At 44.5% G+C, this 24,511-nt stretch carries 23 protein-coding genes; 8 read left to right on the plus strand and 15 right to left on the minus strand.

Translation table 11 applies throughout. The features are described from left to right. Positions 1-1,163 (plus strand): winged helix-turn-helix domain-containing protein (locus NZ952_00790; protein MCS7119736.1); only part of this gene is annotated, 1,163 nt, incomplete at its 5' end. 473 nt (positions 1,164-1,636) lie between these two features. Next, on the plus strand, positions 1,637-2,503 hold the full coding sequence (locus NZ952_00795; protein MCS7119737.1) for an MBL fold metallo-hydrolase: 867 nt from the start codon (positions 1,637-1,639) through the stop codon (positions 2,501-2,503). On the opposite strand, the gene NZ952_00800 is transcribed toward NZ952_00795, so the two are convergent. The 5 genes from NZ952_00800 to NZ952_00820 all read right to left on the minus strand — a co-directional run bounded on the left by NZ952_00800 (position 2,493) and on the right by NZ952_00820 (position 8,517). Continuing rightward, complete coding sequence (locus NZ952_00800; protein ID MCS7119738.1) at positions 2,493-3,332, minus strand: molybdopterin-guanine dinucleotide biosynthesis protein MobB; 840 nt, start codon at positions 3,330-3,332, stop codon at positions 2,493-2,495. The genes NZ952_00795 and NZ952_00800 overlap by 11 nt on opposite strands. 80 nt (positions 3,333-3,412) lie before the next feature. After that, positions 3,413-4,252 carry a TIGR00266 family protein gene (locus NZ952_00805; protein ID MCS7119739.1) on the minus strand — a complete coding sequence of 280 codons (840 nt, stop codon included), beginning with the start codon at positions 4,250-4,252 and terminating at the stop codon, positions 3,413-3,415. A 65-nt stretch (positions 4,253-4,317) separates the two neighbouring features. Continuing rightward, the gene (locus tag NZ952_00810; protein MCS7119740.1) at positions 4,318-4,839 is read right to left on the minus strand and encodes a nitroreductase family protein; all 522 of its coding nucleotides are present in this window, start codon (positions 4,837-4,839) and stop codon (positions 4,318-4,320) included. A gap of 77 nt (positions 4,840-4,916) precedes the next feature. Beyond that, positions 4,917-5,756 (minus strand): asparagine synthase-related protein, encoded by an 840-nt coding sequence (locus NZ952_00815; protein ID MCS7119741.1) that lies wholly within the window; start codon positions 5,754-5,756, stop codon positions 4,917-4,919. 58 nt (positions 5,757-5,814) lie between these two features. After that, positions 5,815-8,517, minus strand: a complete 2,703-nt coding sequence (locus NZ952_00820; GenBank protein ID MCS7119742.1) for a DNA-directed DNA polymerase I — start codon at positions 8,515-8,517, stop codon at positions 5,815-5,817. 155 nt (positions 8,518-8,672) lie between these two features. On the opposite strand from NZ952_00820, the gene NZ952_00825 reads away from it, so the two are divergent. Both NZ952_00825 and NZ952_00830 read left to right on the plus strand, forming a co-directional pair. Continuing rightward, complete coding sequence (locus NZ952_00825; protein ID MCS7119743.1) at positions 8,673-9,275, plus strand: VTT domain-containing protein; 603 nt, start codon at positions 8,673-8,675, stop codon at positions 9,273-9,275. 331 nt (positions 9,276-9,606) lie between these two features. Beyond that, positions 9,607-10,905, plus strand: coding sequence for an endonuclease Q family protein (locus NZ952_00830; GenBank protein ID MCS7119744.1), 1,299 nt, complete (start codon positions 9,607-9,609; stop codon positions 10,903-10,905). A gap of 7 nt (positions 10,906-10,912) precedes the next feature. Here NZ952_00830 and NZ952_00835 read toward each other — a convergent pair whose 3' ends face one another. Further along, the gene (locus NZ952_00835) at positions 10,913-11,227 is read right to left on the minus strand and encodes a GAF domain-containing protein (GenBank protein MCS7119745.1); all 315 of its coding nucleotides are present in this window, start codon (positions 11,225-11,227) and stop codon (positions 10,913-10,915) included. Between the two features lie 294 nt (positions 11,228-11,521). On the opposite strand from NZ952_00835, the gene NZ952_00840 reads away from it, so the two are divergent. After that, positions 11,522-12,154 carry a PAC2 family protein gene (locus tag NZ952_00840; protein MCS7119746.1) on the plus strand — a complete coding sequence of 211 codons (633 nt, stop codon included), beginning with the start codon at positions 11,522-11,524 and terminating at the stop codon, positions 12,152-12,154. 18 nt (positions 12,155-12,172) lie between these two features. On the opposite strand, the gene gatB is transcribed toward NZ952_00840, so the two are convergent. Next, complete coding sequence (gene gatB, locus NZ952_00845) at positions 12,173-13,630, minus strand: Asp-tRNA(Asn)/Glu-tRNA(Gln) amidotransferase subunit GatB (GenBank protein MCS7119747.1); 1,458 nt, start codon at positions 13,628-13,630, stop codon at positions 12,173-12,175. A gap of 115 nt (positions 13,631-13,745) precedes the next feature. Between gatB and NZ952_00850 the strand changes: the two genes are divergently transcribed. Next, a complete protein-coding gene (locus NZ952_00850) occupies positions 13,746-14,483 on the plus strand; it encodes a 2-phosphosulfolactate phosphatase (GenBank protein ID MCS7119748.1) in 738 nt (245 codons plus the stop codon). On the opposite strand, the gene NZ952_00855 is transcribed toward NZ952_00850, so the two are convergent. The 3 genes from NZ952_00855 to NZ952_00865 all read right to left on the minus strand — a co-directional run bounded on the left by NZ952_00855 (position 14,480) and on the right by NZ952_00865 (position 16,182). Beyond that, positions 14,480-15,466, minus strand: a complete 987-nt coding sequence (locus NZ952_00855) for a class II fructose-bisphosphate aldolase family protein (GenBank protein MCS7119749.1) — start codon at positions 15,464-15,466, stop codon at positions 14,480-14,482. The genes NZ952_00850 and NZ952_00855 overlap by 4 nt on opposite strands. Before the next feature lie 196 nt (positions 15,467-15,662). Next, positions 15,663-15,935: a hypothetical protein gene (locus tag NZ952_00860; GenBank protein MCS7119750.1), complete on the minus strand. Its 273-nt coding sequence runs from the start codon at positions 15,933-15,935 to the stop codon at positions 15,663-15,665. A gap of 67 nt (positions 15,936-16,002) precedes the next feature. After that, a complete protein-coding gene (locus tag NZ952_00865; GenBank protein ID MCS7119751.1) occupies positions 16,003-16,182 on the minus strand; it encodes a hypothetical protein in 180 nt (59 codons plus the stop codon). A 78-nt stretch (positions 16,183-16,260) separates the two neighbouring features. On the opposite strand from NZ952_00865, the gene NZ952_00870 reads away from it, so the two are divergent. Beyond that, positions 16,261-18,480 (plus strand): elongation factor EF-2, encoded by a 2,220-nt coding sequence (locus NZ952_00870; protein MCS7119752.1) that lies wholly within the window; start codon positions 16,261-16,263, stop codon positions 18,478-18,480. Between the two features lie 41 nt (positions 18,481-18,521). On the opposite strand, the gene NZ952_00875 is transcribed toward NZ952_00870, so the two are convergent. The 4 genes from NZ952_00875 to NZ952_00890 all read right to left on the minus strand — a co-directional run bounded on the left by NZ952_00875 (position 18,522) and on the right by NZ952_00890 (position 23,176). Then, positions 18,522-20,303 (minus strand): hypothetical protein, encoded by a 1,782-nt coding sequence (locus NZ952_00875; protein MCS7119753.1) that lies wholly within the window; start codon positions 20,301-20,303, stop codon positions 18,522-18,524. After that, on the minus strand, positions 20,304-21,533 hold the full coding sequence (locus NZ952_00880; protein MCS7119754.1) for an AAA family ATPase: 1,230 nt from the start codon (positions 21,531-21,533) through the stop codon (positions 20,304-20,306). It abuts the gene before it with no gap. Between the two features lie 15 nt (positions 21,534-21,548). Further along, positions 21,549-21,917, minus strand: coding sequence for a hypothetical protein (locus NZ952_00885; GenBank protein ID MCS7119755.1), 369 nt, complete (start codon positions 21,915-21,917; stop codon positions 21,549-21,551). Between the two features lie 107 nt (positions 21,918-22,024). Then, the gene (locus NZ952_00890) at positions 22,025-23,176 is read right to left on the minus strand and encodes a hypothetical protein (GenBank protein MCS7119756.1); all 1,152 of its coding nucleotides are present in this window, start codon (positions 23,174-23,176) and stop codon (positions 22,025-22,027) included. A gap of 158 nt (positions 23,177-23,334) precedes the next feature. Between NZ952_00890 and NZ952_00895 the strand changes: the two genes are divergently transcribed. Continuing rightward, entirely contained in the window at positions 23,335-23,790 is a 456-nt protein-coding gene (locus NZ952_00895) for a hypothetical protein (protein MCS7119757.1), read from the plus strand. An 8-nt stretch (positions 23,791-23,798) separates the two neighbouring features. Here NZ952_00895 and NZ952_00900 read toward each other — a convergent pair whose 3' ends face one another. Beyond that, complete coding sequence (locus NZ952_00900; GenBank protein MCS7119758.1) at positions 23,799-24,470, minus strand: stage II sporulation protein M; 672 nt, start codon at positions 24,468-24,470, stop codon at positions 23,799-23,801. Positions 24,471-24,511 lie beyond the last annotated feature (41 nt).

Here is a 24,511-nt window from a genome sequence, read left to right on the forward strand (position 1 = left end):
CAATGATAATTGATCAAGAACGCAGATTTTCTATTTATGGCACAAGAGGGGTTGGGAAAACAACAGCAATGCAGGGCATACTTTTGGAAACGCTTCTGCAATCTCGAGATTTGAAGGTTCTGCCTATTTCAGTCACAGTTAAAGGCGCCAAAGCAGCTTCTAGCATAAAAGAGTTGGAAGATGCATTTTATAGATCCGTAATATTAGGAGTCTGGAACATATCACAGCTTAAAGAAAGAGAGAATAGAATAAAAGAAAATGCGCAAAAATACGCTCCCTGGATAGCTCGCAAAATTCTAGAGGTATCGTCGATAATCTTTCCACCGCTCATATTAGCTTCCGACGTATGCGAGAAATGCCTAAAATGGCTTATTAACAGACTAAATAAACCTAACGTTGAAGCGATTATCACCTCGAAGGATTTAGATATTAGGCATGTATCTGAAATGCTTCTTTCAAAACTAACAAAGGATGAAGGCATTCCCATATTCGCTATAGATGAACTGGATAAAATGAGCTCTGACATGTTACTTTCCGACTTTTTTGACGGAAACCAATCATGGTTTCAAGGCAAAAGAGGAATAATAACACTAACATATACATTTGGAGAATCAATGAAAGAGGCTACAACATCCTCGGTTCGAAGGTTATCCACGGTAGAAACTTATCCAGGAGTTACTAGATATGAAGATGTAGAAAAAATAATACACTCTAGAGCTTTCATAGGAATATCACAAATTCAGAAACAAGAAAAAACTGCGACTGAAACAGTCCAAAAGATTCTACCTCCAGAGACCATAAAGGCGCTGCTAAATGTCTCTGCTCCAAATACGTATTTGATGCTAGAAAGAACATATGAAGCAATTCAGGCAGCAATCGAGTCAAAATCGGAAATAGTTGAACCAGAACACGTTTTCAAAGAGGAAAAAGAAATTGAAATCCCGACGAAACTCGAATATCAAATATTAAAAGAGCTAAGTAAAGGAAGACTCACACCAAAGGACATTGCAGAACGAATTGATAGGCCTCTACCATCCATAGTTCGCGCCCTCAAAGAAATGATGAACAAGAATTGGGTCGTAAGAGTAGGCGCAGGCAAAAGAGCTTATTATTCCTTAACCAATCGAGGAGAAACCGCGACAAGAAGACACGTCCATAATTAACACAAAAAACGTTAATAATATATAAACAACCACTAAAAATTAACAAAAAGTTATCCATTGGACTGCTCAATACTTCTTATAAATGCTCAACATAATTGAGCAAATAAAACAGAAAAAGAAGGGTTTGCGGGAGTTTTCGCCATGACTTAAAAGCCGTTCAAATCCCACCCCCGCACTTTTGAGTGCAAATGCGAGCTACTATTTGCTGAGTAAGAAGGTGATTAAACCATTCACTATTAAGAGTATGCTAAGGCATGGTGTTGACTTAGTGGATTCAAGACAATTACTAATTTTTTAATAAAGCAAATCGGTCTAACGGAACAGATGAATCACCCTTGGTAGCTGGGGAGCTTATCTTAGAATAATATGCCCAGCCATGGTCAAAATTTTTTTTAAAAAAGGAGTTAAAGGATAAATTAATGTGCACCTTTAGGATATCAAGTGTTTCTGTTAGGGTCTGCTGAAGTGATGAAATGGTAAAAGGCTTGAGATTTACGGTTATTGTTGAGGATACCCTTAGTAAGAAGTTAAAGAGCTTTGAAAGTCTCAGGGTTGAGCATGGTTTATCGTTTTATTTAAAATTAACAAGCGGGGAAGGTAAAGATCATTGCATTATTGTGGACACTGGTCCTCCTTCAAGTATAGTTGTTCAGAATGCTGAGGTTCTGCATGTAGATCTTGGGAGGACGGATACTATAGTGTTGACACATGGCCATTATGATCACATAGGCGGGTTGCTATCTTTATTAAGACACATTAATAAAAGGATCCCAATTATTGCGCATCCCAGAATCTTTGAGCCCAAATTGGCGTATAAACCTTTCTTGACGAGTGTCGGCGCCCCATTCTCGAAGCATGATGTAGAAGCAGTTGGCGGCCTGCTTATCCTTTCACGTAACCCTATAGCCATATCGGAGGATGTTTTTTCAACAGGTGAGATTGAGAGGGTAACCGGTTATGAGGATGTGAAGGGATTTTGGACTGTAAGCCGTGAGAGGTTCATCGAAGACATGATGATCGACGAGCAGGCGTTAGTGATCAAAGTGGATGGGAAGGGGCTTGTAATCATTTCGGGATGCAGCCATTCAGGGATCATTAACGCGATACACTATGCAAAAAAGATGATGAAGGTGGAGAAGATCTATGCTGTAGTCGGCGGCCTACACCTCTCCAATGCAAGTGAAGAAAGAATAAAAAAGACTATGGAAGATCTTAAGAAAATTGACCCAGAAATCCTTTATTTAGGCCACTGTACAGGTAAAAAGGCTGTTGAGACCTTGCGGGAAAGTTTCGGAGATAGATGTGAAACGCTTTTTACAGGCCTTTCAGTCAACCTCTAGGTTGTCGCTTCAAGATCTCGATAATCACATCTTCGTCTCCTCTGACGGTAATCCCTTTCAAGGCGGATAACATTCCTAGCACTGTTCTCCTGACAAACTCTGAAACAAATGGCTGAAGTGGAACATCCTCTCCATTCACTTTTATTTTGACCTTCAAGGCTGGTCTGAGTCTGAGGTGTATGCATTCTTCAGCTGTTGCCCTTCCTTCGATTATGTCGACTGCTAGATCCTCGCAAGATGTTCTGCCGCATTTGCCACAATCCAGTCTTGGAAGTATATCTAGACACTGGTAAACCTTCGTCATTTTCTCAACAAACCAATGCGTTTTTTGGAGAATAGCGGCCAAATCCTTTTTTAAATTCATAACGTTTACATCCACGTCATATAATGAGCAGAATGCGATTATCTCGCCTTTAGCCTTCTCTTTAAATTCGATGTAATCTTCTTTGCCCTTAACACAGATAATCTTCCCAATCTTCACATCGCCAATAACAAACGATGAAAAACCCTCAAGCAAGAGTACCGAAGCTCCTTCTTCTGCAGAGTATCTACGCAAGGCCTCAATAACTGAAGAATCCAAAGGTTTTCTAATTCTGACGGCTACCTCAACGTCTGAGGCGGCTGCCGCCAGTTGAGCGCCTGCCACCGTATATCTCCAAGTGTCCTTTCCTTCAGCGTCCATTGAGAAACCCTTCTCGTTCACATGCTTTGCACAGGCAACCTTGATGCCTCTGGAGACGAAACTGGACGTCAATGCCTCAATCACCAAAGTCTTCCCGGAGTTCTTGCGACCTATTACCGCAACAACAGGGATTCTCCCAAGATTCAACAATATCCACTCCAATATTGTTGGAGCCGCAAAACCGCAATTAGGGTTACATAAGGGATTTCGGAAATTACCAATCTCGGTTACCCAAGCCTAAGAGAGACTCCCGATCTTCCTCCTCTACTTGCCTCCGCGCGGACGAGTGGAGCAATATATCTCCAGAGCCAATGAACAAATTCCTGCGGGTTCTTAGTTTGAATGTAAACTTCGCCTGGACCTGTGACCTCTGTTACCAGCCCTTCTCCTCCCAGAATCGTAGATTTTAGGCCGCCAAACATTCTAACCTTATATTGGCAGGTTGTGCTTAATGCGGCTAAATGGAAGTTATCGACAACTATGCTCTCTCCAGCCCTAAGTTCATGCATGTCTATCGCTCCAAACGTGTTAATAAACAATAAACCCTGGCCCAATGTTTTGATCATGAAGAGGTTTTGTCCGAAAAGCCCCTTTGTGAAACCTTGCCACTGTGTGTCAAGCGTAACGCCCGGTGTCGAAGCGATATAAGCTGAACTCTGGACGATATAGCCCCTTTCCGGGCTCACCTTGAGACATGTGATGTCTCCAAGCGGTGCAGAGACAAAGCCAACTTTACCCTCTCCGCCGCGTGCTATATAATCATTTATGAAGAGGGTTTCGCCTCCGAGCAGCGACACTTTTATCGTGCCCCAGACCCCAGACTCGGCTAACCTAGTTCTCGTCTTAACCTCAATGTTGCTGCTCATATAGGTCATGGAGCCTGCTTCAGCTGTAATAGAGCCTCCAGGTGGAAGATGCACCTCCAACAGTGAATATGACGGTCTATACTTTATCTCGTACTCTATCGGTTTATGCGCGCCTTCAGCCGCATAGAGCTTAGCTCCACATTTTGGGCAGAACTTCGCCTCTTCGTCGACTTTGATCCCGCAATTTGGACAATTTGCCAAAAGATTCCACCTAAAGAATTACCCTTTAGCTAATAAGCATATATCCTTTATGAAGCAGGAGCTAATTAAAACGTCTCATAATGCACTATCTCTTCGAGTGGACGCTTATATGGCGGCCGGGGAGTTTCAGCAGGATATCCTATTGGGATCAGAGCGACTGGCCTCAAGCCATGAGGAACCTTCAAAACCTCCCTTACCTTATCCTCATTGAAAGCTCCAACCCAGCATGCTCCAAGCCCAGACGCCTCGGCCGCTAAAAGTATATTTTGTGTCGCGGCCGCCGTATCCTGCAAGCAGTAAAGCTCAGCTCCACGGATGCCATAGCCGCGCCTTGACCAGTCAACATTTGCGCATACAACAATCACTACTGGAGCCTCCTCTACGAAAGACTGTCCCAAAGCAGCTTCACATAATCTTCTCTTTATCTCAGGCCTTCTGACCACTATGAACTCCCATGGCTGTATGTTCCCCGCGGAAGGCGCGCATCTTGCAGCCTCAATCAATTTCATTACGTCCTCCTCAGGCGGTATTTTTTCTGTGAAGGCGCGGATGCTCCGCCTCCGCTTTACTACATCGAAAAAATCCATCTCAGAAACCTCCTAGAATACTTCTTCAATATTCATATATCAAGATTTAAGTTTTTAATCAGGATACGAAATATTCATCATAGCACTAAGTTTTTTGACTTTAAAGTTTTGATGTAGGCTTCTAGACCGCTTGCAAATCCCATTGCTTTGCCAACCTCCTTTGTAAATCCCCTTATCTTTGCCAGCGTCCGAACAGCCTTGTCTAGCCCTGAACTATACTGAAACGCTTTCTTAACCCTAAAGGCTGCGAATTCAGGAACCCCCATCTCAAGCGCCACCTGCCTTAACATATGCTTCCTTATACCATCATCCTTACCTAGGATCTTGCTCTTTATAGGCAACTCCTTCGCAAACTTGACAAAGTCCTCGAAAAGAAACGGGCAGACATATTTGACTCCGAAGAGATTTGAGACCTTCTCGATTTCTCGCATGTCTTCGTATGCCGTTTTCACGAGATTCTCCATTAGACGCTTAACGCTGAGCTCATCTCCAAAACTTTCTTTATAGATATTGTATCCGCAGAAAAGCTCATCTAACCCATTCGCAGAGGCGACGACTCTTATTCCATGCCTTGAGGCAAGTCTGAAGACGAAATAGAAGCAGACGCTGTTCTCAATGCATGAGATCCTCTCGGTCTCGACAACACGTAGAGTATCCATCAAACCCTCTTCAAGGTCTTCCAGAGAAACTACTTCGTTAACTATCTTGAGACGCATTGCATTCGCTGTCTCCTCGGCTATTCTGATGTCACGATCATTTATGAAGCCCACGGTTAGCGCGGTCACCGCCTTTCCCTCATCCTTGCAGACCTTTGCGAGTAGGGAGCTATCAACCCCACCGGAGAATGCGACGCCCAGATTGTCAGCATCAATAGATCTGACCGCTTCTCTAATATGCTTCTTTAATTCATCATTCATCGTTAGAGAAGACCTCATAACAGATTGAACGGTTGGGCGGTTACATTCCCCCTGCAACTTATATAAACTGCTCCAGCCTTGTTAATCCGATTATCTTTTCAAATTCCAAGCCTAGTGCATCGAGGACTTGATCGAATGTTGACTGCAGGTAAGCGACGTACTTGTCTACGTCGATCTCCCTGTCGGTTGCGAGCTCCACGGGCTTTACATAAGGCTCTTTGGTCACTTTCACAAATCTTATTATATCGCCTGCCTTGAGTTCGACTCCCCTATCCCTTAAAAGTCTAGCAGCTTTAACGTGCTGCGGCGTGGTCTTTGTATAGTATCTGGGCAACTTTCCAAGCACAACCTCAAACGCCAACTCGTCAATGCTGTTCCATTCTCGGCGTTTAATCGTGTTATAGCAGTCTCTGATAATCTTTTCAATATCGTTCTTCGCTTCCTCAAAATCCCCAGGTGTCTTAACCTGGCTGAGCCTCTCCTCCATCTCGTCGAAAAACCTCTTAATCAAAACTGGTATATGGCGTTTCTTGCCAGTTAAACCCTTAACATCTACTGTTCCGTCTAAGAGGACGCCTAAATAATTCTTTTTCCGCGAGCTCAAAACAGCGTACCTGTAAGATTTGTCCACGTCGATCTCCATCCCGAGTGATTTTTCACACCATTCAGACAGCGCCTTAATCTGCTCCTGCGTAGGATTCTTCAGAAATATGCTGTCTGTGTCGCCGTATATCACTTGTATCCCAAGCTCTCGGGCCTTCTCTATCGTCTGGGTTATCACGTCCCTACCAATAGCCGCCGTAGCCTCCGCAACAGGTGGGCAATATAGATCGAATGTTTCAGCCCCGAAGACGCCGTAAGAAGCGTTAAGAATAACCTTTAATGCGCTTTGAGTCACGTCGTACCAGTTTCTCTGCGACTTTGGAAGCGATGGATCTTTAGCTTTTGGCTTATACCATTTTACTCTCAAGTCACGAAGTGATCCTATAAGGGCGCTCTCCAACGCTCTCTGCCTTCTACATATCCAATGTGGAGTCCCAGGCACCTTATTCTCTCTGCATTCTTCATGCCCACAACGGATTGACTGATAGCCAAGATTGTAAACTTTGATTATGGATGGATATAGGCTCTGAAAGTCCATAACTCTAACGTTAAAGTGCACTCCCGCTACTGGTTGAACAACGATGGCTCCCATGTACTTCTTTCCCTTAATGATTGCCTTCGTTGCAGTTGTCCCTTTAACCGCTATTATGTCCTCCTGATTTGGAATCAGCATACATTTCCTTCGATGCTCATACTGCATGAAACTCCTTATCCACCTTGAGACACCTTGGCGGCTCACATCCTCCATAGGCATTCTGCTTATCCTAGTCAATATGAGAATCAACTTCATGACGAGGTCGTCATTATAGGAGGTCAGCTCATACGTTATCAGTGCATCATTGAAGCAGTATTCCGCAAGCTCCTTATAGCTTAGATCAGCCACGGGTCTTGATATCTCGATCTTTCTTTTTCCCAGTATTGCTTTAGAGATTTCGTCAAGTGTGACGTTACGGTACTTCTGCCCGAACGCGTAAACCTGAATCGACCTGTTGAAGAAGAACTTGTAAAGGTCGATGTGAACCCCTCGGCGAAGTAGATATACCTCCCTCCCAGGCTCTATGGGAACCTCGCTTCGCTTAAAACCTAACTTCTGGGCTCTATGGTAAAGGTATTTTAGGTCGAAATCATCTCCGTTAAAGGTTATGACGAAGGGATATTCCGCAAGAACTTTAAAGATGGCAGACAGCAGATCCTTTTCTGTATCGTAAAATTCAACACTTACATCGTGGAGTATGCCGAGCTGATAATCATCAATTTTCTTGTCTTCACGCTTAAGAAGAAAAACCCTTCTCTCATCGTCTGAGCTGACAGTAGAAGCGCAGATTACTGGGTAATCTGCAACGTCGGCATCTGGTACACGTGTAGCCACGGGTGAGAAGACCTCAATATCGATGGCGATACGTCTCATCTCTGGCGCCGGATATTCCAGAAGCCTAACCCAAGACCTTAGATAGGGAAAGAGATCTTTCGGTTCATCATTGAAATTGTTCCTGAGAATCTCATCCACAGTCTTTTCCGCTTCCTCATATAGGACTGGAACCAGGTTTCCATCCTCAATCCTATATATCATGCCTGGAGAAAGATCTAAATCAAATATGTAACATTGATAGTATTTTATCGCTGCCTCCCAAACTTTCGGCTGCTTCGAATCCCCAAATATCTTCACATATTCCTCTGGCACTATGTCCCTGATGCATCCTGAGGCGCGGCCACCGATGGCCAAGGGATCTTTAGCAACAATCTTGGTCACTGTTACCCTTCTATCTAAAAGAGCATCATATTTTTCAACAGTCTCAAGGCGGTCGAATCCCGGATGGCTGATCAGCCGATCCATCTTTTGCAGCTCTTCAGGAGATACATTCGTAAAACAGTATGGCTGATGCCCAGTATTGTCGTACCAGAGATAAATCTGCTTAGAGTTCGGTTCATACAGCTTAAGACATGCAGCCTTTTTCTCCCCATCATATGTTACGGATACAAGGTATGAGGGGGCAAGGTTCTTTGGACACTCATCTCCAGCCAGTACGTCCCCCTTTCCTTGTGACAGGTTTTTTTGATTAATCTTCTCTCCTGAATCCGAAAATGATGATTTCACCTTGTCCTTTTCACGTTCTTTTTCGGGAAACTCTAAATATTCGTCAAGACGCCCTAGTACCATCTTACCAGATCCGTCATATTAATAGAGCAGAAATAGATTTAAGGCTTCCAGTTAGATATTTTAGGGTTGTCCCTCCTTTATTAGGGACGTATTCAAACATGCATGGAAGGTCTATATTGCATCCCATTTGGAGCGCCCAAGGGACACTAAATTTGATGGATCAGATAGATCAATGGTTAAGGGAAGTGGCCATTCAGTATGGATATGTCGGCATATTCGCCGTCTCATTTATAGGCGCCTCATCCGTCATCATCCCCATCCCATACACTCTCATCGTCTTCTTCATGGGTAAAATTCTTGATCCCCTTCTTGTCGCATTGTCAGCTGGAACAGGTTCTGCTCTGGGAGAGTTATTCGGCTATCTTCTCGGATTTTTTGGAAGAGCCGCCGTAAGCGAGGAAAGAAAGAAGAAGATGGAATATATGGTGAAAATTTTTGATAGGTACGGCGCGACTATGATCATCTTTCTTTTTGCTTTGCTTCCCCTCCCAGATGATCTCCTATTTATACCTCTTGGAATAATGCGCTACAACTTTTTCAGAGCTTTCTTACCCGCATTCGCCGGTAAGATTCTGATGTGCCTTATTCTCGCCTATGGAGGTCGCCTATCAATCAGCGCTATTGAGGTTCTACTAGGAGGTGAGGGAGGCATATTCACGATGCTGGCTACGGCGATCTTACTTATAATCATCGTTTGCGCCATGCTTAAAATAGATTGGGAAAAATTGTTTCCGTTAAAAGGAGAAAAAGAGGGGTGAAATATACTGTACGGAAAACATGTTTATCATTATGAAGGCGAGGAATGGCTACGCATTTTGACGTGAAAAAATTGATCGGAACAACTTTAACGGATATTGCACTAGGAATCTCCTTCATAGCTAGGATGATTGTATTCTATGCTGAGAACAAAGGGGCGTCTCGAGAACGTGGCTATCGACGCAGAGAGACCTCGAAAAATCCTCCTTTAAGAAGGCATCCCCAGTTAAATGATACTTTAGCGGTGAATGAGATGAATCACTACGCCCAAAGTCTATGTAGAACCTTAAATGATCCCATGCAATTTAAAGATATGAAATTTAGATGGTTGGAATGGTTATGCGAGTAATTGCGGATCTTCACATTCACGGTAAGTACAGCCGCGCTACAAGTGAGAAGATGGATATAGAGGAGATCGAAAGGTTCGCGCCACTGAAGGGATTAAATCTTGTCGGGACGGGAGACTTCACCCATCCAGAATGGCTTAGGCACCTTAAGGATGTACTTGTTGAAGTACCTGGGACAAGCCTATATCAGCCGTTAAAGGCTAAATCTGATCTAAGGTTTATGATCACTGGAGAAGTGTCCACAGTATTCACGTATGGTAAAGAAGTAAAGAAGATCCATCATGTAATCTTCACGCCAAGTTTTGAGACGGCTGAGCAGATTATCGATAGGCTTGCCAACTATGGAAACCTCAAAGCCGATGGAAGACCTACACTAGACATGTCTGCTCCACAACTCGTCGAAGAAATTATGGAAATATCGAGAGATAACGTGGTTATCCCGGCACATGCATGGACACCTTGGTTCAGCATTTTCGGCGCCTTCGCAGGCTTCAATAGTGTTGAAGACTGCTACCAGGATATGACACGTCACATCTTCGCCATCGAAACCGGCCTTTCCTCCGATCCGCCAATGAACTGGCGTCTAAGTAGATTAGACCATTTTGCTCTCGTCTCAAATAGCGATTCACATTCAAGCTGGCCTTGGCGAATTGGACGTGAAGCCAACGTCTTTGAGTTGGAGAAGTTTACCTACCAGAATGTCATAAGGGCCATTAAAGAAAAAGATCCATCATATTTCAGATTTACAATCGAAACCTACCCAGATTATGGAAAGTACCATTGGACAGGACATAGAAACTGCGGCGTGTCTCTGCCTCCACAGGAGGCAATTATGTGTGGAGGATTATGCCCAGTCTGTCACAGGCGACTCACAAAAGGGGTTGAGGAGAGAGTTGAGGAGTTAGCGGATAGACCTGATGGATATAAGCCACCTAATACCCCGGGATATAAATACCTATTACCACTTTCTGAGATAATCTCCACCGTCATCGGCGTCAACTATCCTGGCGTCCAAAAAGTTTGGGAGATTTATAACGTTCTCGTCTCAAGGTTTGGAGACGAGTACACAGTTCTGTTGGAGACACCGATTCAAGCCATTGCTGAAGCCTCAAACTTAAGGATAGCCGAAGCCATATCTCGGGTGAGGGATGGGAGGGTGAAAATAATCCCAGGGTATGACGGAGTTTATGGTCAAATAGTAATCTTTCCTGAAGATGAGAAAGCCAATGCGGAACACAGGGAAAAAGGGGTGAGTAAGCAGAAGTCCCTATCAGATTTTGTCTGAGGGTCACTTAAACGTCTTTCGCTCTACAATCTATTATTCGATCTAAATCTCCTGAAGAAAAAACTTCCCCAATTATCATTTCAAGCCATTTTAAGTCAACTTCATCGAAGCTTTCGACTTTATCACTGTCAACATCCAAAACTGCCACTACCTCACCTCTCTCATTAAGCAATGGTATTGCAATTTCGGATCTCGATCTAGGATCACATGCGATGTGACCTGGAAAACGGTCCACGTCTGGGACGATGATCGGCTTCTTCGTTTTTACCGCTCTGCCACAAACGCCTGTGAGCGGTATCTGAGCACATGCAGGCGGTCCCATTGAGGGGCCCAGCTCAAGAAGACTCCCCCTATTAAAGTAGAAGCCTATCCAGAAGAAATAAGGGATATGCTCCTTTAGAACTTTACAAAATATTTTCATCTTTTCAAATAATGGTCTATTGGAGCACGCGCCCACAATCTCTCGGAAACAAAAATTATACAATTCTTCTTTGCTAGACCCTTTCAAGTTACACACACTTCATACCATCCTACGGACAGAAAATATTTATAAGCATTAAGCCTAAAGGATCGCACGCCTAAAAGTTTGCTTAGAATTCCACATGTGGTATTACAGTTGAGGGACACTTATATCCGGCGGAGATTTGACCCCCCATTAGAGAGGCCGTCCCTTATCATCGGGCTTCCTGGACCGGGAAATATTGGAAGGATTGCAGTAAAGTTGCTAATTGAAAAATTAGAGGCGAAGATATTTGCTGAACTATATTCGCCTACATTTCCAGACCATGTGCTTATCAGTAGGAGAGGCGTATGCCGTCTCCCAAGGTACGAATTTTACATCGCGAAAGATCGAAGTGACATTGTCATTTTAACCGGGGATGGTGAACCGTCGGTTGAGGATGTCACAGCACATTATGAACTCGGCAATGATGTGATAGATTTTGCCGCGCGTTTAAGAAGTAGAAGAATCATCGTTGTCGACGGGCTGCAGGCTCTTCAACCTACTGGAGATATACTTGTAGCATCGACATCTAAGAAAATGTATGCTGAGTTAACAGGTATGGGTGCTGCTCAGTTCAGGAGTGGAAGTATAGTTGGGGTTCAGGGGCTGATATTAGGCCTTGCTAAGATGAGGAGAATGGAGGGAACGGGTATTCTAATTTCTACGGAGGGTTTGAAATCAGATCGAATAGGTGCATTCAGAGCTTACGAGTTTCTTGTAAGGATGCTCGAGAAGGAAAGGGCATGAGAGCTGGAAGTTCCTTTCTTACTTTTTAGATTTGAGAAGATTTAGCTTCTCTCTTACGAGCTCGTTCGCCATAACTGGATCCGCTCTTCCATTTGTCTTCTTCATCAGTTGACCTATTAAATAGTGAATCGCTTTTTCGTCCTTGAATGAATCTTGAACGGCTTTTGGATTTTCGTCGAAGACAATATCTATTAAGCCGCTTAAAATATTCCGGTCATCTATCTTCATTAGTCCCTCCTCCTCCACTATTTTTTGCGGATCATCACCAGTTTGGATCATCTTCGGCAAAATTGTCTTAGCTATCTTTCCGCTTATCACCCCATCCTTAATCATTTTTATCATTTCAACAAGTTTCTCCGGGGTTATTTTAGATTCTTGTATCTCAAGATCGCTCTCATAGAGATAACGCAGAAGATCGCTCATTATCCAGTTGCTCACTTCTTTCGGCTCCTCATATAACTTTACACATTCTTCGAAGAAGTCGGCTAATTGTTTTGAACCCACAAGAACCTCTGCGTCATATCTTGGCAGACCATAAGTGGCCATAAACCGTTTCATCCGTTCTTCCGGGAGCTCAGGCATCTTCGCCTTAACTTTTGAAATAAATTCTTCATCCAGAACTACGGGGGGAAGGTCGGGTTCTGGAAAGTAGCGATAATCCTGTTCCTCCTCCTTGGTTCTCAGAGACACCGTTATCCTTCTCACCTCGTCCCAATGCCTTGTCTCCCTCTTTACAAGCAATCCTTTCTCTATCAGCCCTTTCTGCCTGGTAATCTCAAAACTTAAGGCCCTCTCAACCTCCTTAAAGGATGATATGTTCTTGACCTCAACTCTAGTCCCTCCCGCTAAAGAAATATTGGCATCGCATCGCATAGCTCCCTCTAGACTGCCATCAAAAATTCCTAAATGCTCAAAAACGGACCTAAGTTTATGGAGAAAGATCCTAGCTTCCTTCGGCGAATTTAAGTCTGGCTCTGTCACCGTTTCCAGGAGGGCTACACCTGAACGATTATAATCTACAAGCGTATATGGTGACTGATCAATAGGACCGATATGGACAAGTCTACCAGGATCCTCTTCTAGGTGCACGCGGCTGATCCTCACCTTCTTTCTTCTCCCCCCATCCTCTATGAAGAGGTAGCCTTTAGTCGCTAAGGGGACGCCTCCAGCCTTATCATATTGGGTGATCTGAAAGTTCTTCGGTAAGTCCGGATAAAAGTAATTCTTACGAAAGAATAACATGCGTTCCGAGATCTTACAGTTTAAGGCAAGGGCGGCCATGACAGCGTATTCGACAGCCTTCTCGTTGAGGATGGGAAGCGAGCCTGGAAGGCCTAGACATACGGGACACACAACAGAATTTGGTTCCTTGCCTCTATAATCTGAAGGGCAACTACAAAAAAGCTTCGTCTTTAGACTGGTGAGCTGAGTGTGAATCTCGAGGCCTATCTTAACACCTTCATCATCTCTTGACATTATGATGAACCGTCGCTTAAAGGATAAAAAATAATAGTTTAAGCCTCGTATTAAAAGGATTTTCTGGACAACTGGAAAATTATAACTTTTAGGTTCTAAAAAGTCTTTAGCGGATATGGAGGAAGGATCTTTGGACGTGAATATGGAGATGACGGCGAAGGACGGCGATATGGCCGTTAAACGTGGAGACCTAATCATAGTTGTGGATGCGTTGAGATGCACTTCGAGCATAGTAACCGCGCTTAGCAATAATGCAAAAGCGGTTATTCCCACTCGCTCATTGAAGGGTGCACTCTATCTGAAAAGGAATAACCCCGAATACCTGACCGCTGGCGAGAGGGGCGGATTAAAACCGAGGGGCTTCGATTTTGGGAACTCGCCTCTCGAATTTACATGTGATAGGGTATGTGGCAAAACGCTTATCTTCTCAACTACGAGTGGAACCCTGGCATTAACAAACGTGAAGGATGCCCCATGGATTCTACTTGGCTCTTTCCTTAACGCGAGCGCTGCAGCATCGAAGTCTTTTCAGATAGCCTATAGTAATGGACTCAATATTACCATTCTGCTTTCAGGGAGCCAAGGTAGGTTCTCACTAGAAGATTTTCTATGCGGCGGTGCAATTGTAAAGAGATTAAGTAAAATGGGAGTTAATCTTTCAGATGCCGCCTTCGCAGCCCTATTATCTTTTGAGCGGGCAGAGAGTAATCTGCTTGAGCATGTAATGAGGGGCGCGCATGCCAAAAAATTGGCGGGGATAGGGTTTAAAAAAGATGTGGAATTCTCATGTCAGCTAGATATTTTTGACACTGTCCCATTCTATAAGGAGGGAGTTATCAAACTTCTCATCTAGACGTGACCGGCGAATAAGCGCATATATTGCTTGGCCTTCTCCTTCACTCTGTCTCTTGCAGGCCCTCCCAGCTTACGGAAGTCTTTCTCGCTAGGATTAGCCTGATATGCCTGGATGAAACCTTCTATGAAGGCGATTGAGAGGGCGGTGGCAACGTTAACCTTGGTAACACCGCCTGTCTGAATGGCATCCAGCAATGTTCCTTCTCCCTTTGCGAGTTTGATTCCTTTTTCACGTGCATCCTTAGGTGACATGAGTATACCTGATGAGCCGTGAGAGACGAGTGGAAGACTTGTGCGTTCCTGTATCTCTATTAGGCGGTCAACACGGATTGGCCAGATGTCATCCCATATTCCGTGTATTGAACCGAAAGCCGCTGCAAGAAAATCGCAGCCAGTCTTCGATACAAAATATTCTACGTCTTCAGGTTTGGCCATTAGGTCCTCAACAGATTTTCCAGCCCTTTCACGAATTATTTTGACAGCTTCGGCGGCTGGGAGATTTCTCAGATGCGCTATCTCCGATGAAGTGAAGTAGTCCTCAATTTTCGGTATCTTTCCGAGCTCGGCTTCCACTGGCACACCTTTTGCGTGGCACATCTCAACGACCTGACGGGTTAACCTTATATTCTCTTCGAAGGGCAATGAAGAACCGTCGAAAAGTACGGCTGTGAAACCTGCATCCAATGCTTTTTTAACCTGATCGATTTCCGTCGCATGATCTAGGTTAAGTGCAACTCTAACATCAGTCTCGGAGGCAGCTATCTTCACCATCCCTGCGCCAAGGGCCCAACCCGCATATTTACTTGCGCCTGGACTGAGCTGAATTATAAGATCCACGGGTTCCCCTAGTTCTTTGCTTGCCTCTTCAGCCGCCCATATAAAAGCTTGCACCATTTCCATGTTGTTGGCGTTGAATGCTCCAACCGCTCTTCGCTCCTTCAATGCCGGCAAGAGTAGATCCCGCTCATTTACAAGAGGCATTCGCATTCACCTACTAGATGCTCCCCTAATATGGTGAGCGAGTAAAATAAAAACTTTCTGGATCGTTAAAGATGCCCATCAGTTTCTCTAAAATTAGGTAATCTGGAAAGAATTATGCCGCATCATCTGGAATTAAAATGTTTTTTTATTGTCGAAAAAGAAAAAAGGAGAACTTTCGCTGAACTTCCTTCTCGGTTTAAATCTTAGAGATCCTTGCCACCGTGGCTCCTTCATTAGTGCTGAGTGTCAGTTTGCATTCCATTGAGAGAACACGAATGGTATTTCCCTCATTTTTTACTTCGACATCGCCATCGATAGTAGGGGGAGAGCTAACCGTAATCGTAGTTAAGTTCGGGCTTCTCCACGTAATCTTATAGCCATTAGCTTCCTTGGTGATCTCGCATCCCCCATAGATGTCGTACTTCATCTCTTGAGTGTTAGGCGACTTTTTCTTTCCGAAGAGCTTCATTTTGACCACTTTAAGATGAAACAAGCGGTTACTAACTTAAAGCTATCGGAAACTTCAGGAATAATCGTCAATTCACATCAGTAGTCTCGGGCTTGGATCCAATGACGTGGACGTTCACATATAAAATTAAGTCGCCGCGATATACAACCTTTGTCTTGAAGGCTGAGGGGGGAACAAAAAGATTAATAGGCCGCATAATGTCAAAATCATTATCCCATCCGATCTCGTGAAGAGTATGCCTAACCATTACGAGTCTGAAGCCCCAAGTTTCCGCACTATGTTATCTATCTCTCTTAATACACGCATACTATAATGGTGGTTTGATATGGGACGCTACAAGCAGATCGAGGAAATCATTAGACTCATGAATGACCAAGAGAGGATTAGAAACACCAGCATAATCGCTCATGTAGATCATGGCAAGACAACTCTTTCCGACAGTCTACTTGCTGCGGCGGGAATAATAAGCGAGCAGACAGCTGGACAGAAACTTTACCTAGACTCGTGGGAGCTTGAGCAGAAGAGGCAGATGACCGTCTTCGCCTCCAACATTAGCCTAGTCCACAATTATAAGGGGAAGGAGTATCTTATCAACTTGATAGACACGCCCGGGCATATAGATTTCAGCGGTGCAGTTACACGTAGTCTCAGGGCTGTCGACGGTGCCCTAGTAGTTGTAGACGCCGTTGAGGGCCCTATGACCCAGACTGAAACCGTTCTGATGCAGGCTTTACGCGAGAAAGTAAAGCCCCTGCTCTTCATAAATAAGGTTGACCGGCTGATTAGGGAGATAAAATTGACGCCTGAAGCCATGCAGAGCAGATTCGCCAAGATAATCATGCGAATAAACAGTCTGATAGAGAGGTATGCTCCGCCTGAACACAAAAAAGACTGGCAGGTTAGGGTTGAGGACGGAAGAGTTGCCTTTGGATCAGCCCTTCACAAGTGGGGGTTCAACCTGCCTTACATGAAGATGAAGGGTATAACCTTCAGGGATGTTATAGATGCTTATACCGGCGAGCCGGAAGAAGTCGGAAGAAAAGTTGACTTGTTAAGCAAGAAGGTTCCCCTCTGGGAACCAGTACTGGACATGTTTGTTGAGCACCTGCCAAACCCATTAGAGGCTCAGCCCTATAGACAAAATCAGATATGGCCGGGGGATCCAAACTCACCTGTAGGCAAGTCGATGGCAAAAGTTGACCCCAACGGACCATTACTTATGTGCGTTTCCACCATCGAAGTTGACCCGCATAGCGGCGTGGTCGCTATTGGGAGGGTCTTCAGCGGTACTGTTGAGAGAGGAAAACCCGTTCGATTGGTGACTTCCAATCAGAGGGGAACGATTCAACAAGTCTACATGAGCATGGCCGCGGACAGAGTGATTGTCGAGAAAATCCCAGCAGGCAATATCGCAGCCGTTTCAGGTTTACCTACAATGCAGGTTGGCGAGACAATCGCGGAGGAAGGAGTGGAGACGCAACCATTCGAAGCTCTAAAGTATGTATCAGACCCTGTCGTGACAGTAGCAGTTGAACCTGAAGACATCAAGGATCTGCCACTTTTTGATAAGGTCATTCATAAATTAACCCTTGAAGACCCTAATCTTCACTTTGAAATAAACAAGGAGAGCGGCGAGTATCTGCTGAGCGGGATGGGGGAGCTTCATCTTGAGATCGCGGCTTATAGGATGCAGGAGGCAGGTCTGAAGGTAAGACTAAGCAAACCAATAGTTATCTACCGGGAAACTATCGGCAGTGACTATAAGGGTCCTCCAGTTATGGGGAAAAGCCCAAACAAGCATAACAAGCTATGGGTCACATTAGAAAGACTATCCGAGGATGTCATCCAAGCCATCAAGGAGGGCAGGATCTCTGAGATGCAGAAAAGGGACGAGAGGCAGAGAATTCTTACTCATGAGTTCGGATGGCCCACTGAGGATGCACGTAACGTTATTGCGATTGAGGGGACAAACATTCTTGTAAATCGGATAAAAGGTAAACAGTTCGTTGAGGAGGTTTTAGACCATATTAAATCCGGTTTCCGTGAAGCGGTGCACAGCTGTGTGTTAACCAAGGAGCCAGCTTATGGATTAAAGGTGAACCTTGAGGATATCCTTATCCATGAGGATCCGGTCCATAGGGGACCCGCACAGATCCTGCCTATGACATGGAGACCTATTTGGGGCTGCTTCCTTCTATGCAACCCAAAACTTTTGGAGCCTATCCTCACCTTTGAATGTAAAGTTCCAAGCGACTTCGTCAGTCCGGTGATATCAATAATCCAGAAGCGCAGAGGCAAACTCCTCGACATGATTAATGAGGAGGACATGATGATCGTAAAGGCTGAGATTCCGGTTGCCGAGTCCTTCGGTCTGGCCGAAGAGTTAAGATCATCTACTCAGGGCAGGGCATTCTGGGCTATGCAGTTCAGCAGATGGTCACCTGTGCCAGACTCTATGCAATTAGAAGTGATTGAGCAGATACGTGAACGTATAGGACTGAGCAGGACGCTTCCTAAGGCAGAAGAGTTCTACGACACCGAGTGAATGATAAAAACCTGTGCATCTAGCCTTCAGAACAGCTGGATTTACATCAAGTATGCTCTAAAGGTCTTTGCACTTTCCGAAATTACTAGTCCCTGTAGGTCTCTTTCCGGGTCAAGAACATTATGTATCATAATGTTTGGTGTCTGTTTCAGAACCTCTATCCTCTCGGGATAGTTGCCTCCTTTCAGCAGGAAGAGGACTATTCTATGACCTGAATCGGCAATCCTCTCTAGTGCCGGGGCTACTTCGGCCAGATTCTGCCATCCGCCATCCGTTATTATCATAATGAAGCAGGGACTACGCTCTCCTTTCAAAAGTCTTAAGACTTCATGTATAGGGAAAACTGTATATTCATTAAATTCCATTGCTAGAGCAATCTCCTTAACATCCTCTGCGGAGTCCCAGCCTGCTGAGAAGTATTTTGTTGAGAAAGCGATTGTGGATGTCTGTCCACCGGCCCTGCGGGCACTTAGGTAGGCAATGTATGCTGCTACAGCGGCCTCATTATGCACATTAAGCATACTCCTGCTCACATCTAAGATCGTGATGGCTGAGGGTACGAATCCGCTAATTATAGATTGTCCATGAGGAGTGGGCTCCTCAACCCATTTTATCGTTGTAACCTCAGGGATGAGCGGCCCCTCATCCAAACTTGTTTCAACATCCAAGGCTTCTATTTCATCTTCTATATACCATTCATCCGGATACTTCATTACGGACCATGTCGGCTGATGCCTCCTGCTCTCAGATAAATACCTGAGTATCGCATGCTCAGCCCTTGCCTTATACCAGTATCTCTTCCAGAGAAGATCATCCAACTGTCCTGACCTTATCCTTGTAATAGGCGTAGAAAGCGATGTAGGCAGCACTGGTTCCCTTCCAGCGGCCTCCCCTGTTGTAAAACGTTCAAGCGAAGACCTTTCCGCTCGGCTTGCTTTTGTTACTTCAAGTGTCTGCCTCAACGCTTTAATCTCCTTCATGATCTCTTTTTCGTTTCCTCCCTGCATTCGCATCTTCTCATTAATCAGCGACTTGATCTTTTCCATCTCATTCCTAGGCATCCTCGGCTTTATCCACTGGTTATAAAATTCTTTTGCAGCTGACTCCTCGGATATTGAACCGTAGGTTTCGGAGAACATGTCTAGGGATGAATGGGAAAAATCTTCTCTGACAATTAGCGGGTTATATTCAATATCCCTCATCAACTCTTTTTTTGAAATGATTTCCGGGTGCCTTGCAACAAGACTTGTTAGAATATGTGCGATTATCTGAACTTTCGTATGCCACGTTTTGTCAAGTAATGTAACCGTTAGGATCTCTCTCGCAACCCCGGCTAACTCTTTACTCTTAGACTTATGGACTGGAAAAACGTGTAGGTAAATTTCCTTCATCACCTGCTCGGCGAAGGATCTTGGTCGATCACCAACGATCCGCATATAGTATGGAAATTCGCCGAATCTCCTTGGAAGGTAATTGATATCGATCTGACAGTCGCAGAAAATCTTAGTGGCCAAAAAGGCTAATGCCCAGTCGCGGGTGATCTCGTATGCCGCCTTTTCTAGGCTATAGGCCGTCTTTATGTCATAGGGGCAATGATGAACATGAGAGAGCTCATGACGAAAAATCCACAGAAGAAACTCGTTAGGATTACACCCTGCTGGAACAATAAGTGAGCTTATGTTTACTTCACCATTCAGAACAGAAATTGATGGTCTACGCTTCCGACCAGCCTTCTCCTGCAGGGAGAGCTTCACTGGTGGACAGTATAATTCGGCCCATGCCTGGTTAAAAATGTCGATAACATTCAATTCTTCTTTAGTCAACTATACCGTGACACCCCTATAGAATGGCCGCTGCCAACCCATCTGCATATATAGGGTTTCATCCCTTTTCAGTATTCCCTCTTGAACCCATTTTTCCTCCATACGTATGAGCTCCTCTGCAAAGGCGACGTCCTCAACGGCAGCGTCTCTTGCTAACCTATAAACGGTTGGATTGAACTCTTTTATGAGCTCATTAAGTAGAGGCCATTGCCTCCTCACATTCCTATCGGCAATCTTTATCCTTTCCCTTTCAAGAAGATCGATTATATCGGTTAGCATGTTCCTTGTTCTGACTAAAGTTAACCTGTGAGGTAAAACCCAGACAGCCATCTTCAGGAGTTCTTCAAACTCGCATTTCCCGTAAAGCCAGATCGCGGCTTTAGCCAGATGCATCATAGCTACGGTGGCACGTTCACTAAGGGGTTCTTTTATTCTGCCGCAAACATCTCTTATGAAGTGGCAACCTTCGCAGAGAGCGGGCGGCTTGATCTCGGATTCCTCCTTATCCCTTATGCAGGCCTGGAAGTCTCTGACCAGGAGGTTAATGTACCCTGACAAAGCAGGATCAAGCTCAACCTCTGAAACCTCTTTTCTAATAGTCTCCATCTCCTCAAACGAGATAACCTGCGGCATAGAGTCAACTAGGTTCCAATCATACTTTTCCAAGATCTCCTGAAGCCTAAATTTTTCACTCAAGGTCAATGACCTGAGGAAAAGGCATATGTCAAACCTATCATAGAACGGCGGTGGATGAATGAATGACGTTGCATCCATTGGATTCTCATTCGCTACTAAAGCATAGTCTTCCACTTTCGCCTTCTTTCCATACGCCCAGACTTCTCCGAACTGCATCATATGATGAATGTTCGCGGTTGTGTAAGGGTTAAGCCTGTTAACCTCGTCTATAGCCTTTCCCTTACTCTTTACGAATGCAGCCCAAAGAACTTTCTCAACACCCTCCTTCTCAAGTGAGGGAATATGAAGCCTGCCTACAACCTCGCCTCTCTTCACTTCTGACGCGCCAGAGACAACCACCAAATTGTCGCCGCAAATGCCCTTAAGAATGAGGAGCATAAGCGTTGATTTACCTACTCCACGCGGCGCTCGTATCAGAGTAGTCGATCTGTAATGGAGTTGGTTAAGCACGAGCATACGTACAGCTTCTTCATTGCCGACGAACCGATCGCATATTTCTCGTTGCAGATCGTATATCTTGTTTCGAGCACTCATGGCATTCCTTTTCCCCTAGAAAACATTAATCATGTATTGGGAAAGAATAAGGTAAGAGAGTAAGAGTGCTAGGAGTGCTAGGAGAAAAATGTTTAGAAGCTTTTGCAGCTTAAGCCTTTTTCTCATGCGAATATTCTCTTCTTCAAGCCCTCTTAAACGGTCTTGAAGAAGCATTGCAATTCTTCTGTCTACGACAACGCTCTCTTGCATCTCCCTTCCCAGATATAGTGATTCTATAATATCCGAGGACCCTGGTAAAGCATGCTTTCCCTCAGGCGACTGCCAAGAGATCCTGAATTTTTCACTTTTCAGGGATCCCTCTATTCTAACAGGGTTTTGATGCGCCTGATGCTCAAGAAATTTCATATACTTCTTGCTTTCCATCAAAATCGGGCTCATAATAAATTAACCGCTGCATTTTAAGTTTTCTAGTTCTATCAACACTTTCGAATAATTAAAAATCAGAAGTCTTCTATTCACGGATGCTAATCTTATTTTAGCAAGTAAATTAGGTCTAAGCCAGCCGTCCTAAGGGCTCTTAGGAGCGGCGTGGCCAGGAGAGCGGTAATTGTTGCTTGAAGAAGTCTGACCCCAAAATAGAAGAAGGGAGCGATAACAAGGGATAAGCGTAAGGTCTCGATGCTGGCTATCTGAAAGATATTCTGGTAAACGAATGGTGTTGAGTAAATTAGGATTCCCAAAGCGTTATCCGCTTCGTTTCCGATAAAGCCTATAAGAAAATATGACACCATCTCCTTGAAAACCATTCTTCTTGGTTGATGAAACTTCTCCGTGAGTAGTCCAGAAAGCCCTCCGATAATTCCCATGAAGACGCCAGTGTAAAAACCTCCCCCGAAAGTCACGCTTAAGCATGAAAATATTAAGATTAAGATGCACCAGGTTTCACGGTTTCTATGTTTTTTCGCGAGTTTCAGTGAGGAAAGAAGAACTGCCGCGCCAACTAAAAGCCCAATATAAGAGTACGGCGGCACGGACATAAAGGATAACTCTTTCGGTATAAGATTGAATCGAAAGGTTGTTCCAGCAATGTTTAGGTCAATTTTCAAGCTCCACCCTGCTACAATATATAGTGCATTCGCAATGATCAGCATGGAGGCGACGATTGGGAAAAGCGTCGGCAAGTCGATCCTTTTTGATGAAACTGTTTCCTTAGATGCGGTGGGCTCATGAGGTTTTTCTAAAACCTTAACTAGTAAAGCCACGGTTGGAGGAATAAGAATAAGAGCTAGAATTTTATCCCACATCGCGCATAGGCCGACATATGAGTAAAGGCTCCACGGCTGGGTGACAGGTAAAAGCCAAAACATAGCTATCACGGCTGCCAGCGTCAACATTGGAATCTTCCATCTCCTCAAGTATATGTTGCCAACTATGAAGGCATTTATCGCAGGTGATGGAAGAAAAACAGCGCTGGTCAAGCTTGGTGTCCCAGGAGGGAGAAGCCATGCTAGGAACGCGCCTAATAAAGCAGTTAGGGTGCCAAGATATGGGCCTAGCAGAAGCCCATATATCGACGCCATGAACGCCTCAATCTGGATCGAGGTGTTAACGCCGCCTGTCATAATCCTTATTCCCGGCATGAACGAAAATGCATAATAAAGTGCTGAGAAGACCGAAACCAATGCTGCCTTTTTTGCCGTTAGGATGGATAGACGTTTCATGGAAATCCAATGTAATAACATACATTGCTTTATAAAACTTTTCATGAGTCCAATTTCATGACCGTAAATGATAATTTCTTCCCTAAACCTATTATGAAAATATTAGGGCGGCATGCGCCTTGAGCGAGCGTCTTTATCCATATGTGATTTTCCTTCCGAAGGATAAGAAGGAGAAGGTTTTAGAGACGATTTTCGGCTCTAAGGTTTCTGTCAACATCCTAAAGTACTCCATTGAGAAGGGCCTAAATACGAAAATCTTCCAAAAAGACCTGATCTGCAAGCTTGGTTATTCAAACAAGACGATCATCGGATGCCTGAAGTCTCTTGTCGAACAGGGTGTTTTAATGGAATTCATGGAGAAGGCCGAGTCTCCGAGTAGAACAGTCTGGCTGAAGTATTATGTGTTGACCGACCTAGGTAAGTGGTTTGCGATGCTCCTAATCGAGGAGGAAAAACTTTCGAGGGAGGAAAAAGCTGAGATCGCGCGTGCCGCCTACACGTCCTATAAGAAATGGATTAGAGAATTCTCCGAGAAACTTGGTATATCATGGGAGGAGTTCTCCCCCTCCAATTAGCATCCTTTTCATCTCATAGTAGCTATTAGCTGCATTTCGATAATTGCTGCGAGTAATAGGACCGTCGCGCAGATGAAGATGGCCTTCAGCGCATTCGAAAATTCCTGCTTGAACCCTAAGATTTTATACCTTAGCAGGGCGTAGACTAGCAATATACTCTCAGATATGGCAAGACTATAGGATAAGTACTCCATCCAAGCATGAGGGTAGAGGAAAAGAAGGAAAAGAATTAGTAGAGGGTTGGTTCCCGCCGACGAACTCATAGCGGCTATGCTCAGCCCAGTTGAGTAGAGAACAAAGAAACCTGAGATCGGTCCGACTAAAGGAACAAACATCATTAAGCAGTACATTAGGTTGTTACCGAATATCAGAGGCAACCCAGCATAATCTAAAACTTCTCTAAGCCGCTCTAGATCTTGGAGCATATCTTGCGCTTCAGCTGGGTCAATCGTGCTCGCAGCACCTAGAGAAGTCACAATAACAGATGTAAGAAACATTAGACATAGAAGGAGAACCCTAGCTCTAAGTGAAATCAGTCTCTCGCTTTTACCTGTTGCCGGCTTGAGTTCGCCTCTCGCCACGCCTAATCTTTCTCGACCTAGGTAACTTCCGCAGCTTGGACAGTAACGCAGTTCCTCGTCCAAGGGTAAATGGGCTCCGCAGATCTTGCAGTATGGCATTTTGATCAAATGACTTTATGTGATGAAAGAGAAAAACATTC

It is taken from the genome of Candidatus Bathyarchaeota archaeon (genome assembly GCA_025059045.1).
Taxonomy (GTDB): Archaea; Thermoproteota; Bathyarchaeia; order Bathyarchaeales; family DTEX01; genus JANXEA01.

Coding starts and splice junctions, on each gene's coding strand:
- NZ952_00795 (MCS7119737.1), top strand. CDS start 1,637: ATGGTAAAAGGCTTGAGATTTACGGTTATTGTTGAGGATACCCTTAGT.
- NZ952_00810 (MCS7119740.1), bottom strand. CDS start 4,839: ATGGATTTTTTCGATGTAGTAAAGCGGAGGCGGAGCATCCGCGCCTTC.
- NZ952_00815 (MCS7119741.1), bottom strand. CDS start 5,756: ATGAATGATGAATTAAAGAAGCATATTAGAGAAGCGGTCAGATCTATT.
- NZ952_00820 (MCS7119742.1), bottom strand. CDS start 8,517: ATGGTACTAGGGCGTCTTGACGAATATTTAGAGTTTCCCGAAAAAGAA.
- NZ952_00825 (MCS7119743.1), top strand. CDS start 8,673: ATGGATCAGATAGATCAATGGTTAAGGGAAGTGGCCATTCAGTATGGA.
- NZ952_00830 (MCS7119744.1), top strand. CDS start 9,607: ATGGTTATGCGAGTAATTGCGGATCTTCACATTCACGGTAAGTACAGC.
- NZ952_00835 (MCS7119745.1), bottom strand. CDS start 11,227: ATGGGACCGCCTGCATGTGCTCAGATACCGCTCACAGGCGTTTGTGGC.
- gatB (MCS7119747.1), bottom strand. CDS start 13,630: ATGTCAAGAGATGATGAAGGTGTTAAGATAGGCCTCGAGATTCACACT.
- NZ952_00850 (MCS7119748.1), top strand. CDS start 13,746: ATGGAGGAAGGATCTTTGGACGTGAATATGGAGATGACGGCGAAGGAC.
- NZ952_00855 (MCS7119749.1), bottom strand. CDS start 15,466: ATGCCTCTTGTAAATGAGCGGGATCTACTCTTGCCGGCATTGAAGGAG.
- NZ952_00860 (MCS7119750.1), bottom strand. CDS start 15,935: ATGAAGCTCTTCGGAAAGAAAAAGTCGCCTAACACTCAAGAGATGAAG.
- NZ952_00865 (MCS7119751.1), bottom strand. CDS start 16,182: ATGGTTAGGCATACTCTTCACGAGATCGGATGGGATAATGATTTTGAC.
- NZ952_00870 (MCS7119752.1), top strand. CDS start 16,261: ATGGGACGCTACAAGCAGATCGAGGAAATCATTAGACTCATGAATGAC.
- NZ952_00880 (MCS7119754.1), bottom strand. CDS start 21,533: ATGAGTGCTCGAAACAAGATATACGATCTGCAACGAGAAATATGCGAT.
- NZ952_00885 (MCS7119755.1), bottom strand. CDS start 21,917: ATGGAAAGCAAGAAGTATATGAAATTTCTTGAGCATCAGGCGCATCAA.
- NZ952_00900 (MCS7119758.1), bottom strand. CDS start 24,470: ATGCCATACTGCAAGATCTGCGGAGCCCATTTACCCTTGGACGAGGAA.